Origin of the sequence: Paenibacillus sp. FSL R7-277, from assembly GCF_000517965.1 — a bacterium.
Lineage (GTDB): Bacteria > Bacillota > Bacilli > Paenibacillales > Paenibacillaceae > Paenibacillus_AQ > Paenibacillus_AQ silagei.
Window position 1 is genome coordinate 45904 of the sequence record NZ_ASPX01000010.1, and the last position, 22493, is coordinate 68396.

General features: G+C 53.4%; 16 protein-coding genes. 12 read left to right on the plus strand and 4 right to left on the minus strand.

The genetic code is table 11. The annotated features are described in order from the left end of the window. Positions 1–40: 40 nt before the first annotated feature. Both thpR and C173_RS05605 read left to right on the plus strand, forming a co-directional pair. Positions 41–646, plus strand: a complete 606-nt coding sequence (thpR, locus tag C173_RS05600; protein WP_036723156.1) for an RNA 2',3'-cyclic phosphodiesterase — start codon at positions 41–43, stop codon at positions 644–646. 83 nt (positions 647–729) lie between these two features. Continuing rightward, the gene (locus C173_RS05605) at positions 730–1632 is read left to right on the plus strand and encodes a cell wall hydrolase (RefSeq protein WP_036723157.1); all 903 of its coding nucleotides are present in this window, start codon (positions 730–732) and stop codon (positions 1630–1632) included. A 124-nt stretch (positions 1633–1756) separates the two neighbouring features. On the opposite strand, the gene C173_RS05610 is transcribed toward C173_RS05605, so the two are convergent. Then, positions 1757–2953, minus strand: coding sequence for a UDP-N-acetylglucosamine--LPS N-acetylglucosamine transferase (locus C173_RS05610; RefSeq protein WP_036723158.1), 1197 nt, complete (start codon positions 2951–2953; stop codon positions 1757–1759). 300 nt (positions 2954–3253) lie between these two features. Between C173_RS05610 and C173_RS05615 the strand changes: the two genes are divergently transcribed. The 5 genes from C173_RS05615 (at position 3254) to C173_RS05635 (ending at position 14054) form a co-directional block, all read left to right on the plus strand. After that, positions 3254–3829 (plus strand): TetR/AcrR family transcriptional regulator, encoded by a 576-nt coding sequence (locus C173_RS05615; protein ID WP_036723160.1) that lies wholly within the window; start codon positions 3254–3256, stop codon positions 3827–3829. Positions 3830–4076: 247 nt separating this feature from the next. Beyond that, positions 4077–6431 (plus strand): YhgE/Pip domain-containing protein, encoded by a 2355-nt coding sequence (locus tag C173_RS05620; RefSeq protein WP_036723161.1) that lies wholly within the window; start codon positions 4077–4079, stop codon positions 6429–6431. Between the two features lie 375 nt (positions 6432–6806). Then, positions 6807–11402, plus strand: coding sequence for a glutamate synthase large subunit (gene gltB, locus C173_RS05625; RefSeq protein WP_036723162.1), 4596 nt, complete (start codon positions 6807–6809; stop codon positions 11400–11402). 944 nt (positions 11403–12346) lie between these two features. After that, entirely contained in the window at positions 12347–13273 is a 927-nt protein-coding gene (locus tag C173_RS05630; RefSeq protein WP_036723164.1) for an ABC transporter ATP-binding protein, read from the plus strand. Next, on the plus strand, positions 13266–14054 hold the full coding sequence (locus C173_RS05635; RefSeq protein ID WP_036723165.1) for an ABC transporter permease: 789 nt from the start codon (positions 13266–13268) through the stop codon (positions 14052–14054). Before C173_RS05630 ends, C173_RS05635 begins: the two co-directional genes overlap by 8 nt. 51 nt (positions 14055–14105) lie before the next feature. On the opposite strand, the gene C173_RS05640 is transcribed toward C173_RS05635, so the two are convergent. Both C173_RS05640 and C173_RS32680 read right to left on the minus strand, forming a co-directional pair. Beyond that, positions 14106–14555, minus strand: a complete 450-nt coding sequence (locus C173_RS05640) for a bactofilin family protein (RefSeq protein WP_036723167.1) — start codon at positions 14553–14555, stop codon at positions 14106–14108. 28 nt (positions 14556–14583) lie between these two features. Continuing rightward, positions 14584–15861 (minus strand): M23 family metallopeptidase, encoded by a 1278-nt coding sequence (locus C173_RS32680; RefSeq protein WP_051477834.1) that lies wholly within the window; start codon positions 15859–15861, stop codon positions 14584–14586. 277 nt (positions 15862–16138) lie between these two features. Between C173_RS32680 and cls the strand changes: the two genes are divergently transcribed. Both cls and C173_RS05660 read left to right on the plus strand, forming a co-directional pair. Then, entirely contained in the window at positions 16139–17569 is a 1431-nt protein-coding gene (gene cls, locus C173_RS05655; RefSeq protein WP_036723168.1) for a cardiolipin synthase, read from the plus strand. Positions 17570–17736: 167 nt separating this feature from the next. Continuing rightward, on the plus strand, positions 17737–18645 hold the full coding sequence (locus C173_RS05660) for a YitT family protein (protein ID WP_036723169.1): 909 nt from the start codon (positions 17737–17739) through the stop codon (positions 18643–18645). Between the two features lie 174 nt (positions 18646–18819). Here the strand turns inward: C173_RS05660 and ligD are convergent, their stop codons facing one another. After that, on the minus strand, positions 18820–19716 hold the full coding sequence (gene ligD / locus C173_RS05665) for a non-homologous end-joining DNA ligase (RefSeq protein ID WP_036723170.1): 897 nt from the start codon (positions 19714–19716) through the stop codon (positions 18820–18822). A gap of 188 nt (positions 19717–19904) precedes the next feature. Here ligD and C173_RS05670 point away from each other — a divergent pair, with 188 nt between their 5' ends. The 3 genes from C173_RS05670 to C173_RS05680 are packed head-to-tail and all read left to right on the plus strand — an operon-like array spanning position 19905 to position 22493. After that, positions 19905–20480 carry an RNA polymerase sigma factor gene (locus C173_RS05670; protein WP_200869514.1) on the plus strand — a complete coding sequence of 192 codons (576 nt, stop codon included), beginning with the start codon at positions 19905–19907 and terminating at the stop codon, positions 20478–20480. Beyond that, the gene (locus C173_RS05675; protein WP_155991276.1) at positions 20444–21637 is read left to right on the plus strand and encodes a hypothetical protein; all 1194 of its coding nucleotides are present in this window, start codon (positions 20444–20446) and stop codon (positions 21635–21637) included. Before C173_RS05670 ends, C173_RS05675 begins: the two co-directional genes overlap by 37 nt. A 37-nt stretch (positions 21638–21674) precedes the next feature. After that, on the plus strand, positions 21675–22493 hold the full coding sequence (locus C173_RS05680; protein WP_036723173.1) for a hypothetical protein: 819 nt from the start codon (positions 21675–21677) through the stop codon (positions 22491–22493).

The window sequence follows — 22493 nt, forward strand, 5'->3', positions numbered from 1 at the left end:
AGATAAGCATAACAAATCTGTCTGGAAAGGTGAAATTCGCATGAGTCATTTGGACCCGGAGCAAGAAGTGGAGCGTCTGTTCGTTGCGGTGCCGTTGCCTGATACGCTGCTTGAATATCTGAAGAATGAGTCTGCCCGTGTGTCGTCCGGACTTAAATTTGCCAGATGGACACATTTCAAAGATTTCCATATTACGCTTCAATTTCTTGGAGATACCCCCAGGGAAAATATTCCACCTCTCTATGAGGCACTCCGGAAGGTTGCGCGTTCAAGTAAAGGCTTTCAGCTGAAGCTCGGCGAATGGGGCACCTTCGGTCTTCCAGACTCGCCAAGAGTGCTCTGGGCCGGGATTTCCGGCGAATTGGAGCCGCTGAAGGAGCTGCAGCAAAAGGTAGTTTCAGCGACCCTACCCCTAGGCTATACCCCAGAGATGCGAACGTACAATCCCCATTTGACAGTAGCCCGCAAATACCGAGGAGAAGATCCGTTTACGCTGGAGCAGCTGGAAAATTTACGGATAAAGAATCAGCCCCCGGGCGAATTACTTCCAGACATAGGCTGGACGGTAGAGGGTTTTGTGGTGTATGCTACCAGGATGCATGCCATTCCTATGTATGAAATGACTGAAAAATTTACATTTTTCTGAATATAAAATCGACAAGAAAGTTTTCAAAGCTTCCATTTTCGGTTACATACAATAGGAATGTGCCGTAAAATAGGAGGTAAAACATGTTGATTTTCAAACAGAGCCGCTATATTGCGCTGCTGGTTGGTGTAATCCTAGTGTCTTTCTCAGCGATAAGTTTGATGAACCCCGAAGGAACTGCTGCTACCGGGGAGAATGTAATAGAAATGGGTAAGCTGAAGTCTGCAAGCCATCAATCGGTAGAGCAGCTTATTCCGCAAGCCGCATCGGTCCTGCACAGGACAAGCCATTCAGCCGGAATCATTACACCCATGCTCTACACCACAGCTGCCAAACCGGTTCATACCTGGACCCGCACGGTGAGTGCAGGATGGTTAAGTCCCGAGAAGCTGCAGCGCAAGGACGCTGTCAAGCCGGCTTCCATTGTGACTAAGCCTAAGGTAACTGTGGTGAAAGCATCGCCGCCAGTGGCGCAAGCGCCCAAGATCGCGGCAACGGGGACGAAGAGTGTGAAATCAAGCAAGGCTGTAACTCAGCAACATCCCCCCGCAACATTGTTCTTCTCCCGGACCAAGCTACTACCCAAGGAGCAGCAAGCTGAAGCTACCTGGAGCTACGCCGTATCCGGAGAAGACCTGCATCTGCTGCAAAAAATCGTCATGGCAGAGGCAGAAGGCGAACCGTACAAGGGCAAGGTGGCAGTTGCCAACGTTGTTCTAAACCGGCTGCGGTCAGCCAATTATCCCGACACTATTAGAGAAGTTATTTATCAGAAAAGGCAGTTCAGTCCTGTGGCCAACGGGCGTCTTAAACGCGTGAAGCCAAATGCGGACAGTATTAAGGCTGTGAATGCAGCGCTTATGGGGGTCAAAGAGGTTACGGATGATACCTATTTCTTCCTGTCGCTGACGCTGGCACAGGATCTGACCGTGCATCATTCACGGACATTCGCCAAGACCATCGGCAATCATACCTTTTATAAATAAAAGACTCGCTATACTTCAGACGCCATACGTCTATTCTGTTACGGCCATATGTAATACAAAAAACCTCCAGCCCGCAGGATCTATGGGCTGGAGGTTCTTTGTGTTAGGGAATCAGGATAAGGGCTTAAGGTGTGACATAGACGGCTTCTTCGCTCCGTACTTTGGGCGGAGGGGCGCTCCACGCCTCGGAGAAGACCGCTTCCGCAGCTGGCTTCCCAAGCATCTTAAGAATGGTGGCGGCGCAGTGCTGCGGCTGCTGGAGGTCCGGAGAGGCCTTGCGCTTCTGCGGTCCCCCGAATCCGGCATATTCGCTTAGCAGCATGGAGAACCATTTGTCCACGACGCCCGGATTCAGCATCTCGGCCAGCCCCAGCTCGACGAAATACTGGCTGTTCTTCTCTTCCTGGCCGGGGATGGCGTTATAGAACAGCATCGGAATGCCTTTGGCCTGACCTTCAGTGCAGGTCATTCCGCCAGGCTTCGTGATCAGCAGATCTGAGGCATCCATCAGCTTGTTGATCTCACTGCTGTAACCGAGAATCCTTACATTGGGATGGTTCAACAGGGGGTTGGCCTGCATTTTGGCTATAGCCTTGTCGTTGCTGCCCATACAGAAGATAAGCTGGATCTCATTGATCCGGGCGGTGAGCGAGTTCATAATATCCTTGCCGAACATCAGGCCCCAGCCGCCGCCCATAATAAGCGCAGTCGGGATGTCGGCAAGCCCCAGCTCTTTGCGCAGCTTAGTCTTGCCCTGGGACTCCCAGAATTTCGGATGCACGGGAATCCCGGTCACTGTCACCAGCTCGGAGGGGACGCCGCGCCCCGTAAGAATGGATTTGACCCTTGAGGTCGATACCAGATATCGGTTGGCTTCCGCATTCACCCAGCTGCCGTGGGCATCATAATCTGTAATCAGCGTATAGAACGGTACATCAAGCCCCTGGTGCTTCAGCCTGGAGATGACCGCAGCGGGAATCGGATGCGTGCAGATAATCAGATCCGGCCGCAGCTGTTCAATGACCTGAGAGGCATGGGTATAAAAAATCCGGTGAAGGGCCAGCTTGGTCAACCGGTTCAGTGATTTATGATATTGGGTCTTATACATCATGCCGACCAGCTTCGGCTGGCTGCTGACAGTTTTGCGGTAAGCGGAAAGAATCCAAGGAGCGACCGTAGGATTCAGGAATTTTCCGAGCTCGAAGACCCGGCACTGAACATCGGGATTCAGCAGTCGTATTCCTTCAGCCAGAGCATAGGCTGCCCCTGTATGGCCCGTGCCGAAGCCTTCCGAAAACAGCAGTACTCTTTTCTTTCGCATAAGTTCACCTGCAACTTTCCATTATAGATAGGTTTGTTAGATAGCTTCATTAGTAGTCCGTCTGCGGTTACCGCGTACATGCTTCTCCTAATATTATACTAGGGATTTTGCTTCTTTTCTCACATTATACAAATAAGACGTAAATAGAAAGTTAAAACACTGCAATAAAATAAAAAAATTTAGCAAAAGTATTGCAAAGGCATAGGCAAAGTGGTAAAGTTGGTCTTGACCGAGTGACCGGATCAGTAAAATGGTCAAAACGGAAGTGGCAGACGATCCTTCAGGAAAGGGAGTGTATGAATGGCTGTGGTAGATCGAAGGCAGCAGGTGCTGCAGGCGGCGACGAAGTCTTTTTCATTATTCGGATATAAGGCAACAACGATGGACCAGGTCGCCAAGATTGCCAATGTCGGCAAAGGGACGATTTACACCTTTTTTACGAACAAGGAACAGTTATTTGATGAAATCCTGCGGGATGTCATCATCGAGATGAAAATGATCGCCGAGCGGGAGATTAGGCGCGATAAGCCATTTTTTGATAATCTGCACCGTGTGCTGGATGCCCTGCTGGAATTTCGGAGCGAACACGAGCTATTCATCAAGCTCTCCCAGGAGAGTCTGGACTTCGGAACGCCGCAGGCTGGTGAAGGACTCGACAAGATCGAGAGTGTGGTGCTTGAATATCTTGAACGGGAGGTGGAGCAGGCCATTCGTCAAGGGGAAATCAAACCCTGCGATCCCCAGATTGTGTCGGTGGTAATGTTCAGGTTATATATCGCGCTTACTGCTGAGCTGAGCAAGGTACATGTGCCGTTGACCAAAGAACAGATCAAGTATTACTTTCATCTGTTTTTGGCAGAGGGGCTGTCACAGTAGAAGTTAAGTCCGGTATAGGGATGGCGTTTCCTACAGCTGCGCTTTCCCTGATTGGAATTGATGGGCTGAGGCGGATGGTGCTGAGTTGGATCGTACTGAACAGGATAGACCCATTTTTTTTTGCCTTTGAATGACCGAATGGGGAAAACAGTCATCCAGTGTTACTGTAATATTCACGAAACTATCATTTCACAGCAAGACATCGTATTTTCAAGAGAGAGCATATGATCATAAGGAGAGAACCAGAATGAAATCTTTATCCGTGTTTATGAAGGATCTTGGCGCGGTATTCAAGAATCCCAAGATGCGTATTTCCATGTTCGCCATTCTATTTATTCCTGTTCTGTACAGCGGATTGTTCCTGAAAGCATTCTGGGACCCTTACGGTAAAATGAACGAGCTTCCGGTAGCGGTTGTCAATCAGGATAAGGGTGCTGATTATGAAGGCACCAAGCTGACCGCCGGAGAAGATCTGGTCACGGAGCTGAAGAAGACGGACGGGTTCAAGTGGAATTTCGTCAGCCGGGAGCAGGCGGAAGCCGGGCTTGCGGACAATACCTATTATATGGCGATTGTGGTTCCGGAAGACTTCTCGGCCAAGGCAACTACACTGCTGGATGCAGATCCGCAGCCGGCCAAGATCATCTACGAGCCGAATGAAGGCTACAACTTCCTGGCAGGCCAGATTGGCGGCACGGCAGTGAAGGATATCAAGAGCAAGGTATCCGCCAAGATTACGGAAGCTTATACCAGTTCTGTGTTTGATAAAATCACCAAAATCGCAGACGGTCTGGGCGAAGCCGGAGACGGTGCGACCAAGATCGCAGACGGCGCCACCAAGCTGGATGACGGCGCGCTGAAGCTGAAGGACAATCTGGTTGTCCTCACCGAAGGCACCGGCAAGCTGCTGGATGGTGTAGCGCCGCTTACGCAGGGCGTGAGTGATCTGAATAACGGTGCAGCCGCACTCAAAACCGGCAGCAGCACGCTGGCCGGAGGACTGCAGCAGTTATCCGCAGCGCATAAGCAGCTGCAGGATGGGGTGACGCAGTCGGCAGCGGGCAGCAAGCAGCTGAATGCCGGGCTGCAGAAGACGGCAGCCGGAACAGCTTCGCTACAGGCTGGAACACAGTCGGCTGTCGTCGGCACCGAGAAGCTGCAGACAGGTACGAAGGCAGTTGTGGATGGCAGCGCGAAGCTTGCGGCCGGATTATCATCCTCCGCCGAGGGCAGTGCGAAGCTTGAAGCCGGACTTACGGCTTCGAAGGACGGAAGTGCCAAGACAGCAGCCGGAGCTAAGGCTGTGTCTGACGGTCTGCAGGCGCTGGCGAAGTCGAATCCTCAGCTGGCAGCAAGCCCTGAGGTGCAGAAGCTGGTGGCAGCAAGCGCAGCAGTAGCTGCGGGCGCGACGCAGCTGGACCAGGGCCAGCAGCAGCTCCTTGACGGAGCTGCGGCCCTGAACAGCGGCCAGGAGCAGCTGCTGCAGGGAGCGAATCAGCTGCACAGCGGTTCACAGCAGCTGGATGCAGGTGTGGGTCAGCTGCATGAGGGAGCGCAGAAGCTCTACGCAGGCAGCACACAACTGCTGGATGGCCAGAATCAGCTGGCAGCCGGAGCAGGCGCACTGGAGAACGGCGGCGCGAAGCTGGCCGCAGGCATGAAGCAGTTCGGCGCGAAGCTGGACGAAGCTGCAGCGGGCGGCGTGAAGCTGGCAGACGGCGGCAAGGCGCTGGAAGCCGGCACCACGAAGCTGCTGGCTGGCGCAGGCAAGCTGGGCACCGGCCTTAGCTCGGTAGCCGATGGCTCGAAGAAGCTGAGTGACGGAGCGGGGCAGCTGAAGGATGGCCTGGATGAGCTGAAGACAGGCTCCGGTGAGCTGGCAAGCAAGCTGGGCGATGCGGCTTCACAGACCAAATCGGTGAACAAGACCGATGGACTGGTATCGATGTTCGCCCAGCCGGTACAGATCGAAGAAGTGAAGGTTAACAAGGTGCCTAACTACGGCACAGGATTCGCTCCTTACTTCCTGTCCCTCGGATTGTTCGTAGGTGCTCTGATCTGTACGATTGTTATCCCTATGCGTGATTCCGAAGTCATTGGCGCCAGCCGGTTCAACCGGTTCATGAGCCGTACACTTACATTCTCCATGATGAGTGTGCTTCAGGCTCTGCTGGCTGTCCTGATTGTCTTGTATGGGCTGGGACTTGAAGTACAGAATGTACCCTTGTTCTACGCCTTCTCGTTCATTACCAGCCTGGCCTTCATGTGGATGATTCAAGCGATTGTTACTTGGTTGGATCAGCCTGGCCGCTTCGTAGTCATTCTGATTCTGATCTTCCAGTTGACTACAAGCGCAGGAACCTTTCCGCTGGAGCTGATTCCTAACTGGATGAAGATCTTCAATCCGCTGCTGCCGATGACTTACAGTGTCAAAGGTTTCAAGGCAGTAATCTCTACGGGAGACTTCGGCTCCATGTGGGCCGATGCAGGAACGCTTGGCGCTTATGGAATAATATTCCTGGCCCTTACCTTCACCTACTTCATGACCCGTGACCGCGGCAATGAAGCAGTACTGAAAAGTGAACAAGTTTTGACTGTATAAAGCAACAACATTCTTTGTAAAACATACGAACCAAAAGCGCCCCTTTACGGGGCGCTTTTGGTTTATTCATAAATATAAATAGCTAAAGGAAGTGCTGTTTTCAGGCCGGGAAAATGATTGAAACGCTTTCAGTGCATAAGCGCTTATTCGTCATTTATGCATAATTATACATTCGACAGTTTTTTTACGCTTTTATTCGCTAAAGCTGCAATGCAAAAGCAAATGTTAATCAAGCTCATAAAAAAGTTTAAATTGCGCTCATGTCAGCTCGATGATAAAATAATAACACCAATTCTGCCTGAATAATTATTAAGATTTTCCGCTGAAAAATTTTCCTGGAATTCCGTCTACTTTATAATAGAGAGGTTGCATGTGATGAGACACACTGAACTGCCCGGCAAACAGGGCCTTTATGATCCCCAGTTCGAAAAAGACGCTTGCGGCATGGGATTTGTCGCGCATATAAAAGGCAAGCCGTCCCATGATATTGTCAGTAATGCACTGACTATGCTCTTCAATATGGAGCATCGGGGAGGCCAGGGAAGTGAGCCGAACTCTGGAGACGGAGCCGGCATTATGCTGCAGATTCCCCACCGTTTCTTTGCCGGCGAAGCTGCGAAGCTGGGCTTTGAGCTTCCGGAGCCGGGCCATTATGGCGTGGGCATGATCTTTCTGTCTCATAACGAGGAGATCCGCGCCCGCCACGAGGCGCTCCTGAGCGAGATTATCGCGGAAGAGGGGCAGCAGGTACTCGGTTACCGCGATGTCCCGACCTTTGACGAAATGCTCGGCAAGACGGCCAAGGCTGCTAAGCCTTATGTACGCCAGGTATTTATCGGCCGCTCGGAGGGAATCAAGGATGACCTGTCCTTCGAACGCAAGCTGTATGTGATCCGCAAACGGGCAGAGCTGGCGATCCGCTACGGCGGGGCAGAAGAGGGCGAATCCTTCTATGTGCCGAGTCTTTCCTGTAAGAAGATCGTATACAAAGGCATGCTCACTACCGTACAGGTAGGACAATTCTATCTGGACCTCCAGGAGGAGACGCTGGAATCAGCGATTGCGCTGGTCCACTCCCGCTTCAGCACCAACACCTTCCCGAGCTGGGAACGTGCCCACCCTTACCGCTTCATGATCCACAACGGTGAAATTAACACCCTTCGCGGCAATGTGAACTGGATGCATGCCCGCCAGTCGCTGTTCAAGAGCGAGAAGTTCGGAGAAGACATCAGCAAAGTTAAGCCGGTGGTGAATCCGGACGGCTCCGATACGGCCATGTTCGATAATACCTTTGAATTCCTCTACCTGAGCGGACGCTCCCTGCCCCATGTGGCGATGATGATGGTTCCTGAGCCTTGGAGCAATCATGACAGCATGGACGAGAAGAAGAAAGCCTTCTATGAATACCACAGCACCCTGATGGAACCGTGGGACGGGCCTGCCGCAATGGGCTTTACCGACGGTGTACAGATCGGGGCCATCCTCGACCGTAACGGCCTGCGTCCTGCGCGTTACTATGTCACCAAAGATGATCTGATTATTCTCTCCTCTGAAGCGGGTGTCCTCGACATTCCGGCAGAAGATGTTCTATACAAAGACCGGCTGAGACCGGGCCGCATGCTGCTCGTGGATACGAAGCAGGGCCGGATTATCTCGGACGAAGAGGTCAAAGCCGAGATCGCCTCCGAGCAGCCTTATCAAGAGTGGCTGGATGAGCATCTCATCGGTCTCGATCAGCTCCCGGATGCACCGGAGCTGCCGAATCCGAAGCATGATAATGTGCAGCAGCTGCAGCAGTCCTTCGGCTATACCTTTGAGGATCTGCGCAAGGTGCTGGAGCCTATGGCCTCCACAGGCGCCGAAGCTGTCGGCTCCATGGGTTACGATTCGCCGCTGGCCGTGTTATCAGACCGTCCACAGCGCCTGTACAATTACTTTAAGCAGATGTTCGCCCAGGTCACCAACCCGCCGATTGACGCCATCCGTGAAGAACTGGTAACGTCCACAGCGACTACGATCGGACCTGAACGCAACCTGCTGAAGGCAGAACCGGAGAGCTGCCGGCAGATCTCGCTGGATTCTCCAATTCTCTCGAACGAGGATTTCGCCAAAATCCGTCATGTCCGCCGTGCGGGCTTCAAGTCGATGTCCATTCCGATTCTATTCCCGGCAGAGCTGGGGGCAGAAGGGCTGCGAATTGCGCTTGACCGGATGAATGAGGCGGCAGACCGCGTCATGGGCAAGGGCCATAATATCCTTATTCTGTCCGACCGGGGTGTAGACCGCGAGAATGCGGCAATTCCGGCGCTGCTGGCAGTCTCCAGCCTGCATCACCATCTGATCCGCTCGGGAACCCGTACCAAGGTCAGCATCCTGCTGGAATCCGGCGAACCGCGTGAAGTTCATCATTATGCGCTTCTGCTGGGTTATGGTGTAAGTGCGGTCAATCCTTACCTGGCCTTCGAGAGTCTCGATGACATGATCAGCCAGGGCCTGCTCCGCGGAATCTCGCATGAGAAGGCTGTGAAGAACTATATCAAGGCAGCTACGAAGAGTGTGGTCAAAATTCTGTCCAAAATGGGAATCTCCACGATTCAGTCCTATCGGGGGGCACAGATTTTTGAAGCGGTTGGGCTGAATTCGGAGTTCGTAGACCGTTACTTCACTTGGACGCCTTCGCGTATCGGCGGAATTGGCCTGGAGGAAGTAGCGCAAGAAGCGCTTGCCAGCCATTACCGCGCCTTCACCGACAAAGACGGCAACGATATGGTGCTGGATTCCGGCGGTGAATACCAGTGGCGCAGTGACGGGGAAGAGCATCTGTTCAACCCGCAGACCATTCATCTGCTTCAGCACTCCGTGCGCAGCGGTGATTATGAGATGTATAAGAAGTATGCAGCGCTCGTTCAGGGCGAAAGCGAGAAGCACCAGACGCTGCGCTCGATGCTGCAGTTCAAGAGCGTAGGTGCTCCGGTATCACTGGATGAGGTAGAATCGGCTGAATCGATCATGAAACGCTTCAAGACCGGTGCCATGTCCTTCGGCTCGATCAGCAAGGAAGCACATGAGACGCTGGCTATTGCCATGAACCGTATCGGCGGCAAGAGCAACACCGGGGAAGGCGGAGAAGATCCGGCGCGCTTCCTTACGGACGCTAACGGCGATTCCCGCCGCAGTGCGATCAAGCAGGTCGCTTCTGGACGGTTCGGCGTTACCTCCAACTATCTGGTGAACGCCGATGAGATTCAGATCAAGATGGCGCAGGGCGCCAAGCCGGGTGAAGGCGGACAGCTTCCGGGCCGCAAGGTATACCCTTGGGTTGCGGAGGTCCGCGGTTCAACGGCAGGCGTGGGACTGATCTCGCCGCCGCCGCATCACGATATCTATTCGATTGAGGATCTGGCAGAGTTGATCTATGATCTCAAGAATGCCAATCCGCGTGCCAGCATTAACGTGAAGCTCGTCTCTGAGGTTGGCGTTGGCACCATTGCCGCAGGTGTGGCGAAGGGCCGCGCTGATATTATCCTGATCAGCGGTTATGATGGGGGGACCGGCGCTTCGCCGATGAACTCTATCCGTCATGCCGGACTCCCTTGGGAGCTGGGCCTGGCGGAGACCCACCAGACGCTGATGCTGAACAATCTGCGCGACCGTGTCGTGCTGGAGACTGACGGCAAGATGCTCAGCGGGCGCGACCTCGCGGTAGCCGTTCTGCTGGGTGCTGAAGAATACGGCTTCGCTACTGCACCTCTGGTAGCCGTAGGCTGTATCATGATGCGTGTATGCCAGATGGACACTTGTCCGGTGGGCGTAGCTACCCAGAACCCTGAGCTTCGCAAGAACTTCATGGGTGATCCGCAGCATGTGGTGAACTTCATGACCTTCGTGGCACAGGATCTGCGTGAGATTATGGCAGAGCTGGGCTTCCGGACGATTGAAGAGATGGTCGGCCGTACCGATTGTCTGGATGCGGTTAAGGCATCCACGCACTGGAAGAAGAAGGGTGTCGATCTGAGCAGTCTGCTGCACATTCCGGCTATGCCGGAAGGAAGCACACGCTTCCGCAGCAAGTTCCAGAACCACGGTCTGGAAGAGACTCTGGATATGACGCATCTGCTCGATATTGCTGCACCTGCGCTGGAATCCGGCACGGCAGTGGAAGCTTCCCTGCCGATCACGAACGTGAACCGTGCCGTGGGTACGATTCTCGGCAGTGAGCTGACGCGCAAATACGGCGCAGCCGGATTGCCGGACGATACGATCCGCCTGCACTTTACCGGATCTGCGGGACAGAGTCTGGGCGCATTCGTGCCGAAGGGCGTCACCATTACCGTTGAAGGCGACTCGAATGACTATGTCGGCAAAGGGCTGTCCGGAGGCAAGCTGATTATCCGGCCTTCGCGCAAGGCTACCTTCGCGGCAGAAGAGAATATCATCATCGGAAATACGGCGCTGTACGGAGCAACCGGCGGCGAAGCTTATGTGAGCGGTATTGCCGGTGAACGGTTCGCCGTCCGCAACTCCGGGGCGAATGTAGTCGTTGAAGGCGTAGGCGACCACGGCTGCGAATACATGACCGGCGGCCGTGTGGTTGTACTGGGTACAACAGGCCGTAACTTTGCAGCAGGGATGTCGGGCGGTATCGCTTATGTATACGATCCGGATAATACCTTCATCAAACGTTGTAACCTGGAGATGGTGCTGCTGGAGCGTGTAGAGGAAGCGGACGAAATCGCTGAACTGCATGCTATGATCAGCCGCCATACCCAACATACAGACAGTAATGCGGGCCGGGCAATACTGGATTCATGGGATGAGGCCCTGCCGAGATTTGCCCGTGTCATTCCGAAGGATTACAAACGAATGTTGGAGCAGATCCGCAAGGTGGAGAGCAGCGGTTTGACCGGTGAAGCTGCACTGATGGCTGCTTTTGAAGCGAATATGCGTGAGCTTGCGCGTGTTGGCGGTTAAGATTTTACACTTCATAAGTGATGTGCTTCAGCATTGACGGAGCGCATCGTAATAAGAGGCCCTATCCTTCCATTGCGGAAGGATAGGGCTTTTTTGTGGTCGCAAGCACGTGCATGACCCAAATGTAAGTGAAAAATAACATACATTGGCTGACGCGCAGGCGCATGGCCCAAATGTATGTCAAAAACAGCATACATTGTGCTCGCACGCACGCGCATGGGCCGAATGTATGTCAAAAACAACATACATTGGCTGACGCGCAGGCACATGGCCCAAATGTATGTCAAAAACAGCATACATTGGGTTATCACGCAGGCGCATGGTCCAAATGTATGTCAAAAACAGCATACATCGGGTTACCCCGCAGGCGTGTAGATCAAATGTAGGCGAAAAACAGGCATGACAAGACAGAGGCCTTGTCACCCCCAGGAATGAAAATAAAAGTCGGGTGCATCAGTCGCATCCCGACTTTTATTTTCGTATTAAACCAAATTCATAAATTGTTCTGGCTTAATTTTGCTGGCTTACAGGTTTACCATTCATCCGGCAGGATGATTTTGTTTCCTTTCTATCCTTTCACTGCATTTCTTCCCTAATTTCAGGGAAAAGGGAAGGTGTGGTAAAATATATAAATGGTTGAAAATGGGTTGTTGATGCACTGATAAGGTTAATAATAGGTTGAACTGAAAAAGACAATAATAAGATGGGGTAACGGAGGGGAAGTTTGGAACTGGAGGAGCGGCAGCGTCCGCCTTTGTCTGCGGATTTCAACCGCTAAAAGCGGTATGAATCAAGAAATCGGGAGACAACAGCGGCCGGAAGTCCAAACGTTCTCCGCAGTTACGGCTACATCTAGATTAGAGTCTCTTCAGTTCTGCTATGAAAGCGTCTTATCCGAAAGCGCATGCCTTTTTCACACCAAACCGACGAAAGGAAGTGAAGTTATGCCGAATACGGCAGAAGTGGTGAAGCCTGTAGCCAGCCTGATGGGGGTTACCAAAAGAATAGGCTCCAAAACGCTGATCAGCGACTTGACACTCGACATTCCACCCGGGCAAATCTTCGGATTCCTCGGGCCGAACGGAGCCGGTAAAACCACTACCATCCGTATGATGGTAGGACTGATCTCCATTAGCCGCGGGGATATCCTGATCTGCGGACGAAGCATCAAAGACCATTTTGAAGAGGCCATAGCTAATGTGGGGGCCATCGTAGAGAATCCTGAAATGTACAAGTTCCTAACCGGATACCAGAATCTTCGCCAGTATGCCCGCATGGTGCCAGGCGTGACCAAAGAGCGCATCAATGAAGTAGTTGAGCTGGTCGGCCTCAGCCAGCGGATCAATGACCGGGTCAAGACCTATTCCTTAGGGATGCGCCAGCGGCTGGGGGTAGCCCAGGCTCTGCTGCACCGGCCGAAGCTGCTGATTCTGGATGAGCCGACCAACGGACTGGACCCGCAGGGTATCCGCGAGCTGCGTGATTATCTGCGCAAGCTGTGTCAGACTGAGGGGACAACCGTGTTTGTCTCCAGTCACCTGCTGTCGGAGATGGAGCTGATGTGCGATAGTGTGGCGATTATCCAGAACGGCCGGCTGATCGATGTGAAGCAGCTTAAGACGGTCGGGGATGCAGCGGTACCGGTAAGCCAGACGTTCTTCGAGGTAGATAACCCTGAGGCTGCACTGGCGCAGATCGGCCAAGGTGTAATCATGGAAGGCGGATTAGCAGTAGATGCGGTACGGGAGGAGATTGCTGAGCTGAATGCCAAGCTGGTAGCTGCCGGGATTAAGGTCTACAGCATCAAGGCGATGTCCCGTTCGCTTGAAGATCAATTCTTGGAAATTACAGGAGGTGAAGGCATTGGGTGAGTTCGCTTCTCTCATACATAATGAGAATATCAAAATATTCAGACGTCTGCGGACATGGATTATGCTGGTTCTGCTGGCACTGATGAGTGCGCTGTTTCCGGCGCTAATTCATTTCACCACGAACGGAAGTAATGTAGTCGGGCTGTGGGACAGCTTCCGGACCACCGTAACCATCGCATTTTTCCTGAATACCATCTTCACTGCCTTAGTGGCTGCCGACTCCGTAGCGGGCGAATTCACCTGGGGAACGATTAAGCTGCTGCTGATCCGCCCTTGGAGCCGCTCCAAGATTCTGCTCTCGAAGTATATTTCGCTGGTTATCTTCAGCCTTGTCAGCACGGGAGTGCTGATCCTGTTCGGCTATGGCTCCGCCTTCATTTTCTCTTCCGGGGCTGCAGGGAATACTGGGGAAATGGTGATGGGCTGGGGGCAAGGGGAATATGTCTTCATGCTGATTCTGTGCAGCTACATTGAGCTGTTCCTGACAGCAGCCATTGCCTTCATGATCTCCAGCGTATTCCGTTCCAGCGGCCTGGCGATTGTGCTGTCGCTGTCGATCATGTTCACCAAGGATATCTTTATCGCCATCTTCAACCCCGACCGGTATGAGTGGGCGAACTATCTGATTTTTGCCCATATGAATCTTAGCAATTATGTGGTGTCGGATACCGGTCCCGGGGGAGCGACGCTGGGGTTCGCGATTGCCGTCCTGGCTGTGTATTATGTGGTATTCATGGCGGTATCATGGATTGTGTTCCGTAAAAGGGATGTAGCAGCGTAAGTAGCAAGATAGGGCTGGCTAGTGTAACCGTACAGGCTGAGAGCTTACGGCTCATGCGCCCTCCAGCTTACTCTGCTTGCTCTCTCTGCGCTTGCCTGCAGTCTTCTTGGTATTGACCGTATGCAGCCCGCCCGCTGTCTCAGGGGCGGGCTGTTCGGTCATGGCCACAGCCCCGTTCAGCAGGCTGCCTTCAGTAATGCTCAGGGAACCGGCGGCAATGTTACCATGCAGCTGTCCTGTTCCGGTGAGAATGAGCTTCCGCTGGGCGGTTACGTCTCCATAGACCTTGCCGGCGATAATGATCTCCTGCGCCTCAATGCTGGAGTGGACGGTGCCTTGTTCACCAACCGTCACTGTACCCTCACACAGAATCTCCCCGCTGAAATTCCCTTCAATACGCAGGTTCGTATCGCAATGCACTTTCCCTTCGAGCGTGCCGCCATGGCCGATCAGCGAGTCGGTTGACTTGGGTGAAGCACCCGGTTGACGTCTGTTCCACATTCCCGCATTCCTCCTTATATTCTTAATATTATGAAGGCTTAACATAGTTGAGCGGATTCACCGGCTTGTTCTGCTTCACGACCTGAAAATGCAGATGGGGGCCCGTGCTGCGCCCGGTGCTGCCCAGCATGCCGATCTGCTCCCCTTTGCCGACCCGCTCACCGGGGGTGACTATCATCTGGTTCAAATGCATGTACCAGGTCTCCAGTCCATTGTCATGCTTGATGATGATGTATTTGCCCCGGGCTCCCATTTGTTCTGCAGAGGTAACGACGCCGCCCAGTGCTGCGTATACTGCATCTCCGATATTTCCGGCAATATCAATCCCGGAATGATAAGCAGAGACGCCCTTGAAAGGATCGGAGCGGTAACCGAAGCTGGAGGTAATGACCTTCGAGCCGGTAGGCCACATCACGGCCCGTGCCAGCCGGGCTTGCTTCTCCTGGGCTTGTTTTGCCTGAAAATCCGCTCTTGTCTTGTGTGCCTTCTCGGCCTGTGTAATCGTGCTTGAGATACTGCTGATCATCTCATCCATGATGCTGTGGATCTCCTCGAAGTCGTCCTTTGTCTCCTCAACCAGCCGCTGCGGATCATTCTCGTAGACGGCGACATATTCACCGCCGACCTGCGGATTGGCAGGCAGGCTCAGTGCTGTAGCAGCAGCCCTGATCCGGAAGTTGAGGGCAGGCGATACGGCAGCAGAGAGAGCTTCCGGCTGTTCCCGGATGAACGGGCCGGCGCTTAACCGGCTGACCTTGCCATAGCTTCCGGCGGCTGCGGTTCCTGCTCTGGTATCAGGCAAATCTGCCACTACCGGCTGGCTGCCTTTGAAGGAAGCTGCTGAGGTTGACGTATCCGCGCTGTAGGTCTTGGCGCCAGCATTTTCAGTGCGGATAGCCGCACTAGAACCGCTACCGGCAGCAGAAGAGGTGGTTTCTTTGTTGATCAGTGATTGCAGTTGCTCTTCCAGCTCAGTCACACTCTTCAGCTTGTCTTTAATGCTCTCCGCTTCCTCCGAGAGCTCGCTTACCTGGCCGCGCAGCTGCTGTAGCGCCTGATCCTTATCGGCAACCTTCAGCTCCATGCGGATATTGGTCAGTGATAAGGCGGCCGCTTCGGCCTCCAGCTCTGCGATGGACCGGGAGGCATGGATATGCATAGAGGTGACCAGACTGGAGAGGGACAGCGCGGCCGCGGCAGGCAGCGCCAGAGCGAAGGGCTTTGACATTTGCAGCTGCTTCACAGGCCGTCCGGCCTCACGCATAACGAGCAGCGTAATCTTTTCCTGACTTGGCTGACTCTTCATAACGTCTCCTTACTGCGGCCATGGCAGCCGCTGGGTATGAACTGACTGAAATCATCTGTCGGGGTGCAGGGGGCTTATCCGATTCGTCCTACTACTCTATGTATTCCATAACTAAGGTGAACATGACAACGGTTTACTTGAATAAAGAAGGAGAGTTAAGGCAAAACCTGTAGTAAGCGCAGGCTTCTGCCGCCGCAGATTTCTCATGAAAGTTAGCAGGCGCTGTCTATGCCCGCAGAGATAGTAATAGTTCATTCAGCTGATCAGGAGGCCCGGAATGAGGATATTTGCCGTGATCTTATGTCTTTTTATTGTGCAGCTTGCCATTATTACCGCTTCCGAATTCCGCCGTCCGCAGCGGGCGCTTGCCTGGATATGTATTACCTTCTGTTGCCCGCCGCTGGGTCTGCTGTTCTACTATTTCCTGGGGCGCGATTACTGGCAGAGCCGCAAGCTCGTGAACCGGTGCGTCTCCCTGCTGCGGGAAATCCGTATTCATGTTGCCGGCAAGATTCATAAGGTCAAGCAGGCGGAGGATACCGGCAACCCCGGATTTGAACACCGCTCTGAGCTGCTGCATCTGTTCTCTGAACTGGCGGACAGTCCGGTTACAAGCCACAACCGGTGTGAAGTGCTGTCCAGCGCACAGGCAGCGTATAAGTCCATGCTGGAGGTGATGGAAGGTGCGCAGGAGCATATCCACATGGAATTTTATATTTTCCGGGAGGACGGGATCGGCCGGCAGTTCCAGGAGCTGATGATCCGCAAGGTACGCCAGGGGGTGAGGGTGCGCCTGCTGTGCGATGGCCTGGGCAGCCATAAACTTAGCCGGGGCTTTGTGAATACACTGAAGAACGCGGGAGTGCAGGTTTATTTTTTTCTGCCGCCGCTGACTGCACTGCCGGACCGCCGGTTCAACTACCGCAATCACCGGAAGATCCTGGTGGTGGACGGACTGACCGGATTCACCGGAGGCATGAACATCGGCGATGATTATCTGGGCAAAAATCCGGAAATGGGGTACTGGCGGGATACACATCTGCGGCTTGAAGGGGATGCCGTCTATCATCTGCAGTATGTGTTTCTCAAGGACTGGCGGCTGGCGGCCGGTGAAGCTCTCAGCCATCCGCGCTTCTTTCCGGATCATGACTGTAGCGGAAGGGAAGCCGTGCAGATTGTCGCCAGCGGTCCTGATGCGGGCATAGATGCCACCCAGGAGATGTATTTTTCTTCCATCTGTGCCGCGAGGCAACGTATCTGGATGACCTCACCATACTTCATCCCCGACCCCGCGATTTGCAGGGCGCTGAAGAATGCAGTCCTTAGCGGTGTGGACGTAAGGATTATTATCCCGGCGAAGCCGGATAACAAGCTGGTCTATTATGCCACGCTGGCGTATCTGGAGAATCTGCAGGACGCCGGCGTGAAATTTTACCGCTATACCAGAGGGTTCATGCATGCCAAGGTAATGATTATCGACAGCCTGCTGGCCACCGTCGGCAGTGCCAATCTGGACATGCGCAGCTTCTATTCCAACTTCGAGCTGACGGCGGTGCTGTTCCGTCCGGAGACAATTACAGAGCTGGCTGAGGACTTCAGCAGAGATCTGGAGCAGAGTGAATTCATTGATCCGAAAAAGTTCCGGGAGCGCAGCCGTAATGTCAAACGCATAGAAAGTCTGTGTCAGCTCTTATCTCCGCTATTATGACAGAAAAGATGGCCGAATCATCGATTATCGAAGGTTATATCAATTTACATGCGTTATTTGACTTTCTTTTATGATATAATGGAAATATAAGAAGAACAGGGGAGAAGGCACGACTGTACGTTCGCTTTCGTAAGCTTCTTAGATATACTATTTATAGGGGGAGTTCTATGACTGTAAGCCAACATATCTTTACGAATGAAGAACAGAAGAAGCCGGAGAAGTCTGGAGTGTTCAAGACGGCAAGACTGGCCCAGCGGATTGTGATGATTGTCATCGGAGCGGCCATGATGTCTGTTGCCCTTGAAATTTTTCTTGTTCCCAATAAGTTGATTGATGGCGGAATCACCGGTATTTCCATTATGTTGTCCCATATTTTCAATATACCGCTCGGTATTCTATTGACCCTGCTTAACCTGCCGTTCCTGGTTATCGGGTATAAGCAGATCGGTAAGACATTTGCCTTATCTACTCTATTTGCTGTAATTGTAATGTCCATCGGTACCCAGTTGCTCCATCCTGTTCATCCCATTACGGTTGAGCCGCTGCTCGCAGCAGTATTCGGAGGGGTAATTCTCGGCGTTGGGGTCGGGCTCGTTGTCCGTTACGGCGGATCGCTCGATGGTACTGAGATTGTAGCCATTCTTGTATCCAAGAGGCTTCCGTTCTCTGTAGGGGAAGTCGTTATGTTCTTCAACCTGTTCATCCTGTCCGGTGCAGGCTTTGTGTTCGGCTGGAATAATGCGATGTTCTCGCTCATTGCGTATTACATTGCTTTCAAACTGATCGATATTACACTTGAAGGTCTGGACCAGTCCAAGTCGGTATGGATTATCAGTGATAAATTCCGTGATATCGGCGAAGCTCTGACGGAGCGTCTGGGACGCGGAGTGACTTATCTTGATGGTGAGGGCGGATTCTCCGGCGATAACAAGAAAGTGATTTTTGTTGTCATTACCCGTCTGGAAGAAGCGAAGCTGAAGTCTATCGTAGAAGATTGGGATTCTGACGCGTTCATCGCGATCGGCAATATCCATGATGTTAAGGGCGGCCGCTTCAAGAAAAAAGCAATTCATTAGCATTAGCGTAACCGGTTCAGCCGGAACGCTTCGAAGGAAGGTATATTTACGAACGACAGAGTAACCCATACGGCGGTCCTGACTTGTTGCGCCGTATGCCCATATATAATAATACCTTCCGTCCTGATTCTGGACGCCAGATAAGCCCGCAGCCTGAGAAAGGCATTTGCGGGCTTATTGCTGTCCTGAGGGCAGCTTGGCAATAATCGCATCGACCGGCTGAGGAGGAACCTTGGCAATCAGATCTCCTAACCGGCTGAGACGCTCTTCTATATTCAGCAGGTTGAAATCTGTAGGCTTGACACCCCGTTCAACCTCCTCCCACAGGAGGGGAGTGGAGACAGTAGCCAGCGGCCGGGCGCGCGGGGTGTACGGGGCAGCGAGTGTTTTGCCGCCGTAATGCTGGAGATAATCGAAATATATTTTATCCCCGCGATGCTTCTTCAGACGCTCCAGGGTGAAGAGATCGGGCCGCTTCTCGGTGACATAACGGCCTACGAAATGCCCGATCCGGCGCAGTTCATCGAAGGTCACCCCCGGCTTAACCGGAACAATGATCTGCACTCCGGTGGCTCCCGAGGTTTTGGGAACGGAGTCCAGTCCGAGCGATCTCAGCACCTCCCCTACCACAGCAGCAGCTTCCATAATCCGCGGTTCGACCTCAAGCGAAGGGTCCAGATCAATCATCCATTCGCAGGGCAGTGTACTGCCGGCATAATGGAGGGAGGGATGGAATTCGAGCGCAGCCAGATTGCCCAGCCAGAGCAGCTCCGGCAGGCCCTGCAGCACAATGTAGGTGATATTGTCCTGCACCGCCGTGCGGACGAATTCCGGCAGCGGCTCCGGGGCGTTCTTCTGATAGAAGGACATTCCGGGAACGCCATGGGGATAGCGGATCACCGTGAGCAGCCGGTCCTTGCAATAGCGCAGCAGGTAGGGCGAGAGAGCCGCCAGCTTTTGCAGATAGATCTGCTTGGTGATGCCCATCTCGGGCCAGAGCGGTTTGTCGGGATTGGTGATGCTGATTTGGTGCCCGTCTACGGTAATGGTTCCTTTGGTGGCCGTTGGCATGGGACATCCCTCCTTAGGCTTGTGTATGTCTGCCTAGTATTTGCCGTGCTGCCGGTTTTCAGTCGGGGTTCCGGTCCGGGATAAGAGCAGTTCACACTTTTTTTTGCGCAAAATGTCCCTTTTGGCCCGGGCAGGTGCTTATAAGGGTGTTAGCTAGAAGAGAGGAGCGTTTTACGATTTTGGATGAAATGGAACACCTCGTTGTTAAGGTTCAAAACGGCGACGTGGAGCAGTACGGGCGGATCGTTGAAGCTGTTCAGCAGCCGATGTACCGTTATTGCAGCCGTCTGCTAGGCAGCGGGGCAGAGGCGGAGGATGCCGTGCAGGAGATTCTGGTCAAAGCCTATCAAAATATCGGCAAGTACCGTCCGCTGGTCAGCTTCTCTTCATGGCTGTATAAAATCGCTTATCATCATTGCCTGGCGGTTATCCGCCAGCGTCAGCGGCAGAGCCGGTTGATGCTGCTGCTGCGGCCGCAGAAATACGCGGAAAGCCCGGAGCAGCAGATGGACCGCTTCCTTTTCGATGAACCGCTCGCTGTAGCGCTTTCCCGGCTGAAGGTGGAGGAGCGGAACCTGCTTTTGCTGAGGATTTTTGAAGAGCAGAGCTTTGCCGAAATCGCCGTGATTCTGGGCAAGAATCAGGATGCGGTCAAAAAAAGATATCAGCGCACGATTATTAAACTCACCAACCTGCTGAAATCGCAAAGAGAGGGGGAGGAACCACAATGGACGAGCACTTCGCTGCTGAAGAAAAAAGGATAAGACGAATGGGCGCAGGTGAGGCAGCGGGCAGCATTGATGTTAAGTCATCCGTTATGGAGCGGGTACGGGTCATCCATGCACAGCGGCTTGCATCAGAGGGCGGCGGAACGCCAGCTTCACCGGGGCAAGCGGTGCCAGAAATGGTTAGGCAGGGGCCTGTGATGACCAGGCAGCCGATACCTTCGCTGCGTCCTGCGGTACAGCGGGGCAGAAGGCTGGCCGCCGGACTCTGTGCGGTTGCGCTGCTGGGGCTGGCTGGGTTCAGCGTTCTCCGCAATATGACGGATGAAGGAGTTACCGGGAAGGCACACCCAATCTTTGCGGTCATCCGGCAGACGGAGGGGCAGCCTCTGGTCTTGAAGGACAGCGGCGGCAGAGTTGTGGCGCAGCTTAGGTACGCTGAATCGAAGGTATACACGCCTTACATTGGCTCTAGCTCCGCCCGGGAACGTTACTTTAAGCTAAGGGAGCAATATGAACAACAGGCGCAAGCAAATTTACAGCCGGGAGAGACAGCAGCTTATTATGTCAATGACAGTGAATTGATTGCATTGATGAACGGGCTGGGGTATGGAAAACCGCTATTTTTCACCAGCAGAACGGTTACGTATACCAGCTACGCGAAGCTGTCAGCCGCCCGGGAGCAAACGGGCAAGTGGAGCTTTGCACTGCCGCCTGAGCGAATAGGCGGGTTACAGTTTGCGGAGGGCCGGCTGTTCGCCAAAACCCCCTCTGCGTTTGAGCCGGAGTATAGGCTGGCACTGGAGGCATTGAAGGCCAAAACGGAAGCTGCTCCGGACGGGAATCCGCTGGCTGCAACTTTATGGCCCTTGGAGAATCTCGCAAGCGCCGAGGTGATCTATCGGGATGGCAGCCAGCAGCTGAAGCTTCAGTTATTCTGGAATAACGCAGCAACAACCGGTCCTTCGCAAATTCACGTATCCCCCGGCCAAACGGCTGAACTATGGACCTACGAGGATAAGGAGCTGCTGTTCATTCCGGGGGCAGGCGCCGGAGAAGAGAACGGAAGTTCAGTAAGCAGACTGTATTGGTATGATAACGCCTATGGAGGGCTTGCTTTGATGACGGACCCGCCGGATAAGCGGTTGACCCGGGAGCAATGGGAGAGCATTGCCGCCGGGATGGTTCAGCGGTGAGGGAACAACAAATGAATCGGAAGGAAGGGATCGAATTATGAATCAGCATAAGAAAGCGGCGGTTGCCGCAATATGCCTGTCCATGCTGCTGAGCGCAGCAGCGGGGTCGGTGGGAGCAGCGGGAAGGCTGCCTGATAAATTAAAAAATAAAAGCAACGGCATTATGGCTACAGAAACCGCCAAGCCGGCTGCGCCATCCCCGCTGGACGCTTTGCTGTCCAAAGCGAACGAGGCTCCCTTGAACGCAGGGGAAATCCGGGCTGTGTATGTGAATGACGTCAAAATCAATACGCTGGACAGTCTGGATATCAGTTACTTGCCGTTTAGTTATACGTCTGTAAGCAAAGCGGCGCAGAAATTAACGTCAATGGGCGGAGGTGTATTAATGGCTCCAGCTTCGCTCCCGAAAGATTATGTGCTGAAGGAGGCAATCATCAGCCCTGACATTCCTTTTTCCTATGAGGAAGAATATATGCAGCTCAGGGAGAAACTCAAGGGGCAATCCACAGCAGCTGGTAAAAAGGTTATCACCAAAATGCTCCCCTGGAGCGGTCATGTCACCACGTTGACGTATACCCGCAAGGGAGAGGTGCTCAGCCTGCGTGCCGAGCCTGCAAGCAAGCTTCCGGCTGGAGTTACACTGGCCGTATTGCCGGGGGACAAGGATGAGCAGGTGCAGGTTAACGGGCAGGAGATGATGTTCACCTCCTTCGGGCCGCATCACGGCAACCTCAAATCGCAATTGCAGTGGAGCAGTGCGGACGGCAGCAGAGAGTACACATTAACGGATACCCGGAACACTGTGCAGAGTAAGGCTGAACTGCTGAAACTTGCCGGAAGCCTTACTCCGCAATAG

Excerpts from the sequence above, each read along its gene's own strand:
- C173_RS05620 (WP_036723161.1), top strand. The coding sequence starts at position 4,077 with ATGAAATCTTTATCCGTGTTTATGAAGGATCTTGGCGCGGTATTCAAG.
- cls (WP_036723168.1), top strand. The coding sequence starts at position 16,139 with ATGAGGATATTTGCCGTGATCTTATGTCTTTTTATTGTGCAGCTTGCC.
- C173_RS32680 (WP_051477834.1), bottom strand. The coding sequence starts at position 15,861 with ATGAAGAGTCAGCCAAGTCAGGAAAAGATTACGCTGCTCGTTATGCGT.
- thpR (WP_036723156.1), top strand. The coding sequence starts at position 41 with ATGAGTCATTTGGACCCGGAGCAAGAAGTGGAGCGTCTGTTCGTTGCG.
- C173_RS05630 (WP_036723164.1), top strand. The coding sequence starts at position 12,347 with ATGCCGAATACGGCAGAAGTGGTGAAGCCTGTAGCCAGCCTGATGGGG.
- C173_RS05605 (WP_036723157.1), top strand. The coding sequence starts at position 730 with ATGTTGATTTTCAAACAGAGCCGCTATATTGCGCTGCTGGTTGGTGTA.
- C173_RS05660 (WP_036723169.1), top strand. The coding sequence starts at position 17,737 with ATGACTGTAAGCCAACATATCTTTACGAATGAAGAACAGAAGAAGCCG.
- ligD (WP_036723170.1), bottom strand. The coding sequence starts at position 19,716 with ATGCCAACGGCCACCAAAGGAACCATTACCGTAGACGGGCACCAAATC.
- C173_RS05670 (WP_200869514.1), top strand. The coding sequence starts at position 19,905 with ATGGAACACCTCGTTGTTAAGGTTCAAAACGGCGACGTGGAGCAGTAC.
- C173_RS05615 (WP_036723160.1), top strand. The coding sequence starts at position 3,254 with ATGGCTGTGGTAGATCGAAGGCAGCAGGTGCTGCAGGCGGCGACGAAG.
- C173_RS05675 (WP_155991276.1), top strand. The coding sequence starts at position 20,444 with ATGGACGAGCACTTCGCTGCTGAAGAAAAAAGGATAAGACGAATGGGC.
- C173_RS05610 (WP_036723158.1), bottom strand. The coding sequence starts at position 2,953 with ATGCGAAAGAAAAGAGTACTGCTGTTTTCGGAAGGCTTCGGCACGGGC.
- C173_RS05680 (WP_036723173.1), top strand. The coding sequence starts at position 21,675 with ATGAATCAGCATAAGAAAGCGGCGGTTGCCGCAATATGCCTGTCCATG.
- C173_RS05640 (WP_036723167.1), bottom strand. The coding sequence starts at position 14,555 with ATGTGGAACAGACGTCAACCGGGTGCTTCACCCAAGTCAACCGACTCG.
- gltB (WP_036723162.1), top strand. The coding sequence starts at position 6,807 with ATGAGACACACTGAACTGCCCGGCAAACAGGGCCTTTATGATCCCCAG.